The sequence below is a fragment of the Limnothrix sp. CMB-01 genome (genome assembly GCF_055193175.1).
This window is the reverse complement of the sequence record NZ_CM143720.1, coordinates 1,912,487-1,925,124: the sequence shown is the minus strand read 5'-3', so window position 1 is coordinate 1,925,124 and position 12,638 is coordinate 1,912,487. Positions and strand designations below refer to the sequence as shown.

The following is a 12,638-nucleotide window of genomic DNA, read 5'->3' as shown; positions in this document are numbered from 1 at the left end:
CCCAGTTTGCAGAAGGTTCTCCGCAGATAGTTCTTCGCAGATAGTTCTCAGAATACGATTTCCAGATCCCGACTGTGCCGGTTGATGCGCCCAGTCTTGGGCCGAATTGGAGCCAACAGATCGCCCCGAGACCAGGGTTTTGGCAAAATGCACCGCCACTCTGGGCGATCGCTCGGGTTCGGCTGGCCGCCCCCCGCCGATCGCCAAACCGGTATGATGGAATGCATTGGGTAGCGTTAAGTCATGCTTAGTTCCCAAAATTTGGGTCTAATCGGGTCTAATCCGTGTCAACCGCTTGCCAAGGAGCTGTCCTGTGGTGACAGCCCGGCGGTGACCACCGTTGCCCAAGGATGAGTTGAACCTAACGCGGAGACTTTTTCGGTGGCTGCTGGCTTCTCTGCCTCACAGACGATCGATATGCCGATGCCGCCAATGCGTCGCCCGGTCGCTGAATATCTGCGTCAGCCGCACCGGGTCGCGTTGGCGGCGGCCCAACCGGGGCACTTAGTGGCCCTGGGGGGCGATCGCTATCGGCTTTCGGTGCCAACCCTAACCTTTGCTCATTTGCAGTTCCAACCCATGGTGGATTTGCGGGTTTGGACTGACGAAGCAGGCGTAGTGCGGATGCGATCGGTTGGTTGCCAACTGGTGGGCCTCAAGGGGTTGGACAACGGCTTTTCCCTGGAGTTGACGGGCCAAATGCGAGCCATTAGCACCTCAGCGGGCGATCGCCTGAAGGGCGTGGTGGATTTAGGGGTGCGTGTAAAATTGCCCCCACCGCTCGATCGCCTGCCGGCCGCCACCATGCAGTCCACGGGTCAACTGCTGTTGACCCAAGTGCTGGCCAAGATGAAATATCGCTTGGTAGACCGGTTGAGCGCTGACTATCGCCGTTGGGCCACGGAGTCCACCTCCGCCTCGCTGCCCCTGCGCTCTATCCCAGGCTCCAATGCCGCCCGCCGCAAGACCCCATGACCTCCGATTCCAGCCCTGCAATCAATCCCATGACCCCTTTGCCCGAGTCGGCCCTCGATCGCCCCGCCACCGTGCGGATTGTGGGCGCGGGGCCCGGTGACCCCGACCTCATTTCCGTGCGAGGTCAAAAACTCCTGGCGGCGGCCGATACGGTCTTTTTTGCTGGCTCCCTTGTGCCGGAAGCGATGTTGAGCCATTGCCAGCCAGAGGTGGAAGTGATCGACACCCGATCGCTCGTCTTGGAAGATTGGTTGCCCACGTTGATCGATCGGGCCCGGGCCGGAAAACAGGTGGTGCGACTGCAAGACGGCGACCCCTCCCTCTATGGCGCACTCCATGAAGTGGTGGCCCAACTGTTGGAGCAAGAAATTCCCTTTGAAGTGGTTCCCGGAATCAGCGCCTTCCAAGCGGCCGCCGCCCGTTTGGCCGTGGAGCTGACCGTGCCCAACCTGGTGCAAAGCATCATCCTCACCCGGGCCCGAGGCGAAACCCAAGTGCCCGACGCGGAAGATCTAGCCAGCCTGGCCGCCCACAAAGCCAGCCTTTGTCTGTACCTGAGTGCCCACCATGCCCAGCGGGCCCAAGACCAGCTCGCGGCCCATTACCCACCGGAGATGACCATCGCGGTTTGCTACCGAATCGGGTGGGAGGATGAGCGAGTGGTGCTTTGCCGGTTGGATGAGTTGGCCAGCATCACCCACCAGGAAAAACTAACGCGCACCGTTCTTTATGTGATTAGTCCGGCCCTGGATGCCATGACCACGGCCACCACCGCCCGATCGCGCCTTTACAGTGGCGATCACCGCCACATTTTCCGCCCCAAAGCCAGCCAAGCCTAGACTTGAGGGGATCAACTACCCATCGCTGGAATGGGTATAGCCCAGCAGCGATAGAGTTTCGAGTAGTGCCAGAATTCAGTAATGATGAGCGCCTGCAAGCCTCGCGGCATAAGCTATCCGTTACCGAAAGCCATCACCACACAGGCACTACTCGCTTCTGAATATAATGGTCTCCTAACTCAGAATTGATCCCTATCTCCATGCCGAAGTCTGCCGCATCCACCACTAATCAGGGTGCCAACCTTGGTTATGAGTCCGACCTGTTTAAAGCAGCGGATAAGTTACGGGGCAACATGGAGCCATCGGACTATAAGCACGTTGCCTTGGGCTTAATTTTTCTGAAGCACATTGGCGATCGCTTTGAAGGGCGGCGGCAAGAACTGATCGCAGAATTTCCCGATGATGCGGAAGCTCTGGAAGACCGGGACGAGTACATGGCCGAAAACGTTTTTTGGGTTCCCCCGGTGGCCCGGTGGTCACATCTGCAAGCGAATGCCAAACAGCCGACGATCGGGAAGTTGATTGATGAGGCAATGTTGGCGATCGAAAAAGAGAATGCTTCACTCAAAGGTGTGCTGCCGAAGGAATACGCCCGGCCAGCGCTTAGTGCAGTGATGCTGGGTGAATTAATCGATCTGATTTCCAATATTGCGTTGGGCGAGACTCAGGATACTGCCAGAGACGTTTTGGGGCGGGTCTATGAGTATTTTTTGGGTCAATTTGCCGGGTCGGAAGGGAAGCGGGGCGGCGAGTTTTACACGCCCCGATCGGTCGTGCGGGTGATGGTGGAAATGCTGCAACCATTCCAAGGGCGGGTCTATGACCCCTGTTGTGGTTCCGGCGGTATGTTTGTGCAGTCGGAAAAGTTTGTGCAAGACCACGCGGGGCGAATTGGCGACATTGCCATTTATGGCCAGGAAAGCAACTACACCACTTGGCGACTGTGCAAGATGAATTTGGCGGTTCGGGGGATTGATTCCGATATTCGTTGGAATTCAGACGGATCGTTTCATAAGAATGAATTGCCCGATTTGCGCGCCGATTTTATTTTGGCGAATCCGCCCTTTAATATTTCCGATTGGGGTGGCGATCGCCTGCGGGAAGATGGGCGCTGGAAATTTGGTATTCCGCCAGCGGGCAATGCAAACTATGCCTGGTTGCAGCACATTTGGCATCATTTGGCCCCCAAGGGAACGGCGGGCGTGGTGTTAGCAAATGGGTCGATGTCGTCGCAACAGAGCGGTGAGGGTGAGATTCGCAAGGCAATGATTGAAGGGGACGCGATCGACTGCATGATTGCGTTGCCGGGTCAGTTGTTTTATTCAACGCAAATTCCGGCCTGTTTGTGGTTTTTGGCCAAGGACAAATCAAACGGCATTGCGAGGGATAAAAAGCTGCGCGATCGGCGGGGAGAAATCCTATTTATTGATGCCCGCAAGTTGGGCTACATGGCCGATCGCACCCGTCGCGAATTTAGCGATCAGGACGTGGCGAAAATTGCGGATACCTATCACGCTTGGCGCGAAGGCAGCGGCTATGAAGACGTGGCGGGTTTTTGCAAATCGGCGACCTTAGACGAAATCCGCGGCCATAACTATGTGCTCACGCCGGGGCGGTATGTGGGGGCGGCGGCAACGGAGGAGGACGATGTGCCCTTTGAGGAGCGGATGGCGGAGTTGACGGCAACGCTGGCGGAACAGTTCAAGGAGTCGGCAAGACTGGAGGGGGCAATTCGGGAGAATTTGCGGGGCTTGGGCTATGACTTTTGAGGTCTTTTGCTAGGCGGTGGTATCGATTCCTGATGTTTGTAGTTGTTCGATCGCCCATGGGAAGGCTGAAGCGATGGCAGATATGGAAATTACTGGCGATGTTCCGCAGGCTCCGGGGGGGCAAATTCTGATTTATCAGGATGGGGGGCTGAATTTACAGGTGCGTTTGGCTGGGGAGACGGTGTGGCTAACCCAGCGCTTGATGGCTGACTTATACCAAGTCTCGGTTAAGACCATTAATGAGCACCTTGTCAACATTTACAGCGAAGGTGAACTGGACTCGTCGGCAACTGTCCGGAAATTCCGGATAGTTCAAACGGAAGGAGCGCGGCAAGTCAAGCGAAACCTCGACCATTACAGCCTTGAGGCGATTTTGGCGGTGGGGATGCGGGTGCGATCGGCGCGGGGAACAGTGTTTCGGCAGTGGGCGATCGCGCGTTTGGGGGAACTCCTGGTGAAGGGGTTCACGATGGATGATGAGCGCATCAAGGCGGGGCGGACGCTGGGGGATGACTATTTTGAGGAGTTGCTGGCACGGATTCGGGATATCCGATCGTCGGAGCGGCTGTTTTATCAAAAGGTCTTGGACATCTACGCCACGAGCATTGATTACGATGGCAATGCGGAGGCATCACAGCTATTTTTTAAGACGGTGCAAAATAAGATGCACTGGGCGGCCCATGGTCACACGGCGGCGGAAATTATCGCAGAGCGGGCGGATGCAAACCAGCCGAATATGGGTTTAACGTCTTGGAAAAATGCACCCCATGGCAAGGTTCGCAAGGGAGATGTGGCAATTGCCAAAAATTATTTGAGTCAGGATGAATTGGAGGCGTTGAATCGAATTGTGTCGGCGTATTTGGAGTTTGCGGAGCTTCAGGCGCTGAATCGAAGACCGATGTATATGAGCGATTGGATCACAAAGTTAGATGATTTTTTGAAGTTGTCGGATCGGGAGATTTTGACCCATGCGGGCAAGATTTCAGCAGCCCTGGCGAGGTCAAAGGCGGAGGCAGAATACGAAAAATTTCATGAGTTTCAGTTGGGGGAACCGCAACCGGTGGATGATGATTTTGGTGAGGTTATGGGCAAGGTTAAGAAAATTGAGACGATAACGAAGCGAAAAACTACCCGTAAGAAAAAGAGTACTGATTGATAAGAAGGTGGCGATCAATGAGTAATCTAAAAGAAAGACCGCATCTTAGCTTGCTACAGCAGAAACGAGAGGATATTCTCGCGATCGCCCAAAAACACGGGGCTAAGAATGTCAGGATTTTTGGTTCTGTGGCTAGGGGTGAAGCGGGTGAGGATAGCGATATTGATTTTTTGATTGATTATGACCTCGATAAAATATCGCCTTGGTTTCCTGCGGGTTTACTGCTAGATTTGGAAGCGCTGCTGGGGTTTAGGGTTGATGTGGTGACTGAGCAGGGACTCAAGCCGCGAATTAGAGAGCGCGTACTCAAGGAGGCTCTTTTGTTATGAGAATTCTGGCTAGAAGTTGTGGGCTGTTTTGCCGAGTGTGGCGCGATTGACAGCGGCGTTAGATGAAATTATTGAAGGTCAAAAGAAGGAAATCAATGAGTGAATTTCAGACATCTACGCTTGATGATATGTGCGATTTGATTATTGATTGCCCACACTTTACACCTGAATGGACTACAGAAGGTTTTGTTGTTATTAGAAATCAAAATATTCGTCATGGAAAATTAGATTTAAGTGATCAAAACTTTACTCATAGAGAAGATTTTGAACGCCGTATCAAGCGAGCAAAGCCTAGGGCGGGAGACATCATTTTTACTCGGGAAGCTCCAATGGGTGAAGTATGTCTTATTCCAAAAGGGCTAGAGTGCTGTCTAGGACAACGACAGGTTCTCTTACGCCCTAAAGTAGATATTAGCGGTCAATATCTATTTTTTGCCTTACAGTCACCCTACGTTAGACACCAAATATTCTGGAATGAGGGTACAGGATCTACAGTTAGTAATGTTCGTATTCCAGTTCTCAAAGCACTAAGGATTCCGCGTCAATTAAATGAAGAAGCGATCGCCCGTATTCTCTCTTCCCTCGACGACAAAATCGAGCTGAATCGGCGGATGAACGAAACCTTGGAGGCCATAGCCAGGACAATTTTCAAGGATTGGTTTGTGGACTTTGGCCCCACCCGCGCCAAACAGGAGGGCCGCACCGCCTATCTGCCGGAGCATTTGTGGTCGCTGTTCCCAGGGGCGATCGACCCTGAGACAGGCTTACCGCAAGGGTGGGAATTAACAGCTTTAGGATCTATTGCAGAATCAGTAAATAGAACTGTTAATCCCACAGAAATTGACGAAAAAACTCCCTACATTGGATTAGAGCATATGCCACGCCATTCTATAGCTTTGTCTGAATGGGAAGGCGCTGGCAAAGTTACGAGTAATAAACTCGGGTTTGAAACTGGCGAATTTTTATTTGGAAAGTTACGGCCTTATTTTCATAAAGTAGGGATTGCACCATTAAGCGGGATTTGTTCGACAGACATCGTTGTAGTTCGCGCAAAATCTGAAATATGGTCATCATTCGTATTAATGGCTATTTCAACCAACAATTTCGTTGAGTACACAAATTCAACATCAACCGGAACTAAAATGCCCCGGACAAGTTGGAGCATTATGGCTAAATATGAATTGCCATTGTCTACTGAACACCTTGTAAAACACTTTAATTTGATGATTAAACCTTGCACAAGTCAAATAACTAGCAATATCCATCTAGATCACACCTTAGCTGCCCTACGCGATCGCCTCCTCCCCAAGCTCATGTCCGGCGAAATTCGGGTTAGAGATGCTGAGAAACTCGTGGAGGAGGCGGTATGACAGCAGATTGGTATCCCGGCATTCGGGCATTCTGCCAACATTGGAATCATGCCCAAACCCTACAAAACACCTTCGCAACATTAGAACAAACCTTTGCTGAAGAACAGGATGCTTGTATTGACGCGGCAAAAGCAATGGTTGAGTGTGCCTGTAGGGTCATTATCGAAACCCTAGATGATCCTCAGAATCCCAAAAAACCTACTGAATCTGATCCTAAGCTTGGCAAGCTTCTTGGGATTGCCACCCAGATGTTAAAGCTAGGAGAAATCAGACATCGCGCCTTTTCAGATTTAATCCGAGAATATAACCGTCTTGCAGAAGCACTGCGAGTTCTCAGAAATGAAGCAGGCACAATTAGTCACGGGAGAGATGGTTTTATCACCAAACTCTCAATTCACCATCGCCGCACCGCAATTCTAGCCGCCGATGCAATTGTAACCTTTTTACATGAAGCCTATATAGAGCAAGGATTAGACCCCTTGCACACTCTGGAACCTTACGATCGGTTTGAACTTTCCAACACGATAATTGATAAATTTACTGTCTTAAAGGTGAATGAATATCAAGATGATGGGTTTCTCTCCATCACAGCTAAATTACCCAATGACGATGAAATTCCTCTTGCCATTGAACCTTCGCGGCTCTTATTTGGGGTCGATCGGCAGGCTTATAAGGTGGCCCTTGATGCCTGCCGAGATGCTGAGTTGATGGATATTAAATCCCCAGAGACTAATCTAGAAGAAGCTGACTAGCAGTACTTAACCAAGTCTAGCTTAGAAATACTTTGAAATCCTTCTAAAACTTCGCCTTAAAGTTTGTTGACTCCTTAAGCCAATCCAATGTTAAAAGACATCATTGCCGTTAAACCCATTCAGGACTATCAACTTTTTCTAACCGTTGAAGATAATCAACAGGGAATTGTTGATCTGATCAAAATCATCGAATTTACAGGCATCTTTGAACCCCTCAAAAATCACGAATACTTTTTAACCGTCCGCGTCGATCCCGACCTCGGCACAATTTGTTGGGACAACGGCGCAGACATCGATCCCGTCCTTTTGTATAGCAAGCTCTCTCAGCCCGATCGCACCCTGGCCGACCTGCGCGATCGCCTCCTTCCCCAGAGCTTCATGTCTGGCAAAATCCGAGTCAAAGAAGCCGAAAAAATGGCTGAAGAGGTGCTGTAGTGCTGAATCAGGAAGAATTTGAAACATTGATCAACGACCCAAATAAATTGATCGAAGGCGATATTGCTTGGAAAAAAGAGCGATCGCCTTGGTCAGGTTTTCGGGCAGAAATCATCAGTCCTGCGGGCTATCCCCTCTTTCTCAAAGGCAGCTACAACCCGATTATTGCTGCCCTGTCCTATCACATTATTCATCACGCCGCTGGACGGATTTATGGACTCGATCTTGGCAAAGATCATCGCAACCCCAACGGCGAATATGTCGGCGAAAAACACAAACACCGCTGGTACGAACCCCTACGGGACAAACAAGCCTACGTTCCGCCAGATATTACCGCCCCCGCCACTGACCCCATCCAGGTTTGGCAGCAGTTCTGCCAAGAAGCAAAAGTCATCCATAATGGCATCATGACACCGCCCCCCGCCGCACAACTCAACCTGTTCCTATGACCACCTCGCCCTGCCAACTGATTGCAGACACCATCGGGCAACTCTACACCTGCTCCGAGGTGAATGGCTTGGTGCGGATTCGGACTCCCTATCTTTATCCCGACGGCGACGTAATCGACTTATTTCTTAAGCCCGAAACCCAAACCTTAACCGACCTCGGCGAAACCCTACGCTGGCTAGATCTGCAAACATTTCGGCAGTCCCTGTCTAAAAAGCAAGAATGGTTTCTGCAAGATATTCAAGTGACTTACGGCGTTGAATTATACGAGGGAATGCTGTTAGTTCGGGTGCAAAATAACCTAGCAGAAGCCATCACTCGGCTCGCCCAAGGCGCGATCGCTGCATCTAATTTGTGGTTGCTGAATCGAACTCGACTCGCCAGCACGGTGAATGATGATCTTGCCGACCTTCTAGAAGAGCGTCAAATTCCCTATGAACGAGATATTAAGGTAGTGGGGCGATCGGCTCGCTCTTGGTCGATGGACTTTCAAACGAGACACCCACGACGCAGCACCTTAATTAAAGTTCTAAGCACCGGCAATCGGGGCGCAGCCAATAGCAAAGTGAATAACGCTGTGGCTGCTTGGGTTGACTTAAATCAATTGCAACTCACCACAGAACCATTACACTTCATTTCGTTATTTGATGACAGCTTAGATGTGTGGAGTTCTAGCCATCTCAGCCAACTTGCTGAATTTTCCAATATTTGCTACCTATCTCAGCCAGAAGAACTGATTGAACAATTGGTAACATGATCTATTTGAACCGCTATGGCCTACAACAACTTCACCCTAAACTCCGTCAAAGACCTATTTAAACTCAAAGTTAAAGACGCTCCCTTCTGCGAAACCTTGCCGCCCGCAGAACCCTCGCCCGAAATGGCCAGCATTCTCGCTGAATGGTTCCCGATCGCCCAGGCCGCCCGCACCGAAAAAGCACTGTCTGAAATGTTGGTGAGTCCCATCCTGCTCGAAGCCAGAAGACTTGCTAACCGACATGTACAACTCTTTTCGGGTGAAGAATTTGATGTCGATCGCGATCGGGGTCTGAATGGCTTCTGTGATTTTTTATTTAGTCGATCAGAAAGTCGATTAACGATTGATGCACCCGTCCTAATGATCGTGGAAGCCAAACGCGGCGAGTTGGAATCTGGCCTCGGCCAATGCGTCGCCGAAATGGTCGCCGCCCAAATTTATAACCAACAACAGGAACAGCCCATTTCAGTGATTTATGGCTCAGTCACCAGCGGCAAACTTTGGCAATTTCTCAAACTAGAAGCCAACACCGTCACCGTTGATTTGACCACCTATCCCGCCATGCCCGTCCAAAAAGTCCTGGGTATTCTGAAATGGATGTTAGTTCAGTGAAAAACCGATAACAGAAACCTTGATCAAAAATCAGCAGCTCCCGCCATGCCCTACCTCAGCGAAGCCCAGGTTGAACAACTCCTCCTTGAGCAATTCCAAACCCTTGGCTATGGCTACCGGGCGGATGTTGTGGTTAACCCCGACGGCTCCCAGCCAGAACGGGAAGCTTATGCCGATACGATCCTGAGCCAACGGTTGCGAACCGCCCTTGATCGCCTGAACCCAAGAATTCCCGCCGCTGCCCGCGATGATGCATTTAAAAAAATCATTGCCACCGAAAAGCCCAATTTAATTGAAGAAAATCGGCGACTCCATCAAGCCTTAGTTGAAGGAATTGATGTGGAGTTTTACGCCGAAGATGGCACGATTCGCGGTGATAAAGTCTATGCGATCGACTTTGCCAACCCCGACAATAACGATTGGTTAGTCCTCAACCAATTTACGGTCATTGAAAACGGCCACAAACGCCGCCCCGATGTGGTTGTTTTCATTAATGGTCTGCCGATCGCCGTGATCGAAATTAAAAAACCCGGCAGCTCCACCGACACGCTCACGGCCGCCCACAACCAACTCCAAACCTATAAAGCGGAAATTTCGGCCCTCTTCCGCACCAACGCCGCCCTCATCACCACCGACGGCCTCACTGCCCACATCGGCTCCCTCACGGCCGATCGAGAACGCTTCGCACCTTGGCCCACGATCGACGGAATAGCGATCGCGCCCAAAGGTCAACCCCAAATGGCCGTGCTGATTGAGGGCGTATTTGAAAAACAACGCTTCCTAGACCTTATTCAAAACTTCACGGTCTTTAGCGACTCCGGTTCCGGCATCCGTAAAATCATCGCTGGCTATCACCAGTTCCACGCCGTCCACAAGGCGATCGCCCGCACTGTTTCTGCGATCCAAACTGATCAAAAAGCCGGCGTGATTTGGCATACCCAAGGCTCCGGCAAAAGCTTCCTAATGGCATTTTATGCTGGCCAACTGGTGCGCCATCCTGACCTACAAAATCCGACGATCGTTGTGATCACCGATCGCAACGACCTAGACGATCAACTCTTTGGCACGTTTTCCATGTGCCGCGACCTGATTCGCCAAACGCCCCAACAGGCCGACAGCCGCGAAGACCTGCAAGCCATTCTGAACCGAGCCGCCGGGGGTGTTGTCTTCACCACAATCCAAAAATTCGCCCCCACGAAAAGCGAAACCACCTATCCCACGTTGAGCGATCGGCGCAACATCATCGTGATTGCCGACGAGGCCCACCGCAGCCAATACGGGTTTAACGCCAAGGTCGATCGCACCACGGGCGACATGGCCTACGGCTTCGCTAAATATCTGCGCGATGCCCTGCCCAATGCCTCGTTTATTGGGTTTACGGGCACACCGATCGAGGCCAGTGATGTCAACACGCCCGCCGTTTTTGGCAACTACATCGACATCTACGACATCAGCCGCGCCGTGGAAGATGGCGCAACCGTGCCAATTTATTACGAAAACCGCCTCGCCCGCATTCAACTCCCCGAAGATCAAAAACCCCAAATTGATGCGGAGATCGAAGAACTTTTGGAAGACGAGGAACAATCAGAGCGGGTAAAACTGAGTCAAAAATGGGCAACGGTGCAAGCGCTAGTCGGCGCAGAATCTCGCCTCAAACTGGTTGCCGCCGATCTAGTTCAACACTTTGAAAATCGGGTTGCAGCTTTGACGGGCAAGGCCATGATTGTCTGTATGAGTCGATCGATTTGCATCAAGCTCTACGACCAAATCATCGCGCTCCGTCCCGACTGGCACAGCCCGGATGACAACACCGGCCGGATCAAAATCGTGATGACGGGTTCTGCCACTGATCCCCTGGAATGGCAACCCCACATTGGCAACAAGGCCCGCCGCGATCTGCTGGCAAAACGCCTAAAAGACCCGGAAGATCCCCTGCAATTGGTGATTGTCCGGGATATGTGGCTGACCGGGTTTGATGCCCCCGACCTGCACACGATGTACGTGGACAAGCCCATGAAAGGCCATGGCTTGATGCAGGCGATCGCCCGTGTGAATCGGGTTTTTCGTGATAAGCCTGCGGGCCTGGTTGTGGACTACATCGGCATTGCCCAACGCCTGAAGGAAGCCCTCCGCGATTATTCCGCCCAAGACCAAGAACGCACGGGCATCGACGAAGCCGAGGCGATCGCCGTCATGCTGGAAAAGTACGATATTGTGTGCGCCCTTTTCCACGGTTTCGATTACCAACGCGGCTTGATAGGTACAGCTCAAGAACGACTGGTGGTGATGGCTGAGGCGATCGAATGGGTTCTGGAAAAACAGCACCAAGCCGCCCAGCAAGAAACCGATGAAAACGCCCAAAAACGCGCCCACCGCCACTATCAAGATGTTGTTTTAGCCTTATCCAAAGCCTTCGCCCTGGCCAGTTCTAGCGATCAAGGCCGCCAAATTCGCGATGAAGTGGGCTTCTTCCAAGCAATCCGCGCTGCGCTGGTGCAATCAACCGCAACTGCTCAACCAACCACGACCGGCCGGGAATTTGCCGTCCAGCAAATGATCGATCGGGCCATTACCTCCACTGAAATGATCGATATCCTCAGGGCGGCTGGGCTGTCTTCCCCGGATCTTTCGATTTTTTCCGATGATTTTTTGCTGGAGATTCAGCAAATGCCCAAGAAGAATCTCGCCCTCGAAGCCCTCAAGCGATTGCTCAATGATGAAATCCACTCTCGCAGTCGCACGAATATTACCGAAGAAAAGAAATTTTCTGAGCGATTGGAAAAGGCGATCGCCCGCTATCACACCAACGCGATCAGCGCCGTTGAAGTGATCCAGGAAATGATTAATTTGGCTCGGGATGTCCAAGCCGCACGGCAGCGGGGTGAGGAGCAAGGTTTATCTGCCGATGAAATCGCTTTTTATGATGCCCTGGCCGAGAATGAAAGCGCGGTTGAAGTGATGGGCAATGACAGCCTGAAAGTGATTGCCCACGAACTCTTGATCAGTTTGAAGTCAAACATCACGATCGATTGGGCCCATCGGGAAAGCGCCCGTGCTCGCCTGCGAACTGCCATTAAGCGCATTCTCAAAAGACACGGCTACCCACCAGATTTAGAAAAAGCTGCGATTCAAACCGTCTTGCAGCAAGCAGAAGCCCTATCCAGTCATTGGATGGGCTGCTAAGTCTCGGAAGCTCC

At 51.7% G+C, this 12,638-nt stretch carries 12 protein-coding genes; all 12 read left to right on the top strand.

The window, feature by feature from the left end; genetic code table 11:
- Nucleotides 1–381: 381 nt before the first annotated feature.
- The 12 genes from ACZA91_RS08120 to ACZA91_RS08065 all read left to right on the top strand — a co-directional run bounded on the left by ACZA91_RS08120 (nt 382) and on the right by ACZA91_RS08065 (nt 12,624).
- Nucleotides 382–975 (top strand): DUF1997 domain-containing protein, encoded by a 594-nt coding sequence (locus ACZA91_RS08120; RefSeq protein ID WP_190528221.1) that lies wholly within the window; start codon nt 382–384, stop codon nt 973–975.
- Between the two features lie 29 nt (nt 976–1,004).
- Nucleotides 1,005–1,814 carry a precorrin-4 C(11)-methyltransferase gene (cobM, locus tag ACZA91_RS08115; protein WP_190535322.1) on the top strand — a complete coding sequence of 270 codons (810 nt, stop codon included), beginning with the start codon at nt 1,005–1,007 and terminating at the stop codon, nt 1,812–1,814.
- Nucleotides 1,815–2,014: 200 nt separating this feature from the next.
- Nucleotides 2,015–3,583, top strand: coding sequence for a class I SAM-dependent DNA methyltransferase (locus ACZA91_RS08110; RefSeq protein WP_463185962.1), 1,569 nt, complete (start codon nt 2,015–2,017; stop codon nt 3,581–3,583).
- Nucleotides 3,584–3,656: 73 nt separating this feature from the next.
- A complete protein-coding gene (locus ACZA91_RS08105) occupies nt 3,657–4,739 on the top strand; it encodes a virulence RhuM family protein (RefSeq protein ID WP_463185960.1) in 1,083 nt (360 codons plus the stop codon).
- 17 nt (nt 4,740–4,756) lie between these two features.
- Nucleotides 4,757–5,068, top strand: coding sequence for a nucleotidyltransferase family protein (locus ACZA91_RS08100; protein ID WP_463185959.1), 312 nt, complete (start codon nt 4,757–4,759; stop codon nt 5,066–5,068).
- Nucleotides 5,069–5,130: 62 nt separating this feature from the next.
- Nucleotides 5,131–6,438 (top strand): restriction endonuclease subunit S, encoded by a 1,308-nt coding sequence (locus ACZA91_RS08095; protein ID WP_463185957.1) that lies wholly within the window; start codon nt 5,131–5,133, stop codon nt 6,436–6,438.
- Nucleotides 6,435–7,190, top strand: coding sequence for an abortive infection family protein (locus ACZA91_RS08090; protein ID WP_463185955.1), 756 nt, complete (start codon nt 6,435–6,437; stop codon nt 7,188–7,190). Before ACZA91_RS08095 ends, ACZA91_RS08090 begins: the two co-directional genes overlap by 4 nt.
- An 87-nt stretch (nt 7,191–7,277) precedes the next feature.
- Entirely contained in the window at nt 7,278–7,625 is a 348-nt protein-coding gene (locus ACZA91_RS08085) for a DUF2442 domain-containing protein (RefSeq protein WP_463185954.1), read from the top strand.
- Nucleotides 7,625–8,074, top strand: coding sequence for a DUF6978 family protein (locus ACZA91_RS08080; protein WP_099533471.1), 450 nt, complete (start codon nt 7,625–7,627; stop codon nt 8,072–8,074). Before ACZA91_RS08085 ends, ACZA91_RS08080 begins: the two co-directional genes overlap by 1 nt.
- A complete protein-coding gene (locus ACZA91_RS08075; protein WP_099533470.1) occupies nt 8,071–8,829 on the top strand; it encodes a DUF1828 domain-containing protein in 759 nt (252 codons plus the stop codon). Before ACZA91_RS08080 ends, ACZA91_RS08075 begins: the two co-directional genes overlap by 4 nt.
- A 15-nt stretch (nt 8,830–8,844) precedes the next feature.
- On the top strand, nt 8,845–9,441 hold the full coding sequence (locus tag ACZA91_RS08070; RefSeq protein ID WP_190533097.1) for a hypothetical protein: 597 nt from the start codon (nt 8,845–8,847) through the stop codon (nt 9,439–9,441).
- 45 nt (nt 9,442–9,486) lie between these two features.
- On the top strand, nt 9,487–12,624 hold the full coding sequence (locus tag ACZA91_RS08065; RefSeq protein ID WP_190533093.1) for a type I restriction endonuclease subunit R: 3,138 nt from the start codon (nt 9,487–9,489) through the stop codon (nt 12,622–12,624).
- Nucleotides 12,625–12,638: the final 14 nt, after the last annotated feature.

What these genes read in the sequence shown, in the direction of transcription:
- ACZA91_RS08075 (WP_099533470.1), top strand. Translation starts at nt 8,071, where the DNA reads ATGACCACCTCGCCCTGCCAACTGATTGCAGACACCATCGGGCAACTC.
- cobM (WP_190535322.1), top strand. Translation starts at nt 1,005, where the DNA reads ATGACCCCTTTGCCCGAGTCGGCCCTCGATCGCCCCGCCACCGTGCGG.
- ACZA91_RS08070 (WP_190533097.1), top strand. Translation starts at nt 8,845, where the DNA reads ATGGCCTACAACAACTTCACCCTAAACTCCGTCAAAGACCTATTTAAA.
- ACZA91_RS08065 (WP_190533093.1), top strand. Translation starts at nt 9,487, where the DNA reads ATGCCCTACCTCAGCGAAGCCCAGGTTGAACAACTCCTCCTTGAGCAA.
- ACZA91_RS08090 (WP_463185955.1), top strand. Translation starts at nt 6,435, where the DNA reads ATGACAGCAGATTGGTATCCCGGCATTCGGGCATTCTGCCAACATTGG.
- ACZA91_RS08085 (WP_463185954.1), top strand. Translation starts at nt 7,278, where the DNA reads ATGTTAAAAGACATCATTGCCGTTAAACCCATTCAGGACTATCAACTT.
- ACZA91_RS08095 (WP_463185957.1), top strand. Translation starts at nt 5,131, where the DNA reads ATGAAATTATTGAAGGTCAAAAGAAGGAAATCAATGAGTGAATTTCAG.
- ACZA91_RS08105 (WP_463185960.1), top strand. Translation starts at nt 3,657, where the DNA reads ATGGCAGATATGGAAATTACTGGCGATGTTCCGCAGGCTCCGGGGGGG.
- ACZA91_RS08110 (WP_463185962.1), top strand. Translation starts at nt 2,015, where the DNA reads ATGCCGAAGTCTGCCGCATCCACCACTAATCAGGGTGCCAACCTTGGT.
- ACZA91_RS08100 (WP_463185959.1), top strand. Translation starts at nt 4,757, where the DNA reads ATGAGTAATCTAAAAGAAAGACCGCATCTTAGCTTGCTACAGCAGAAA.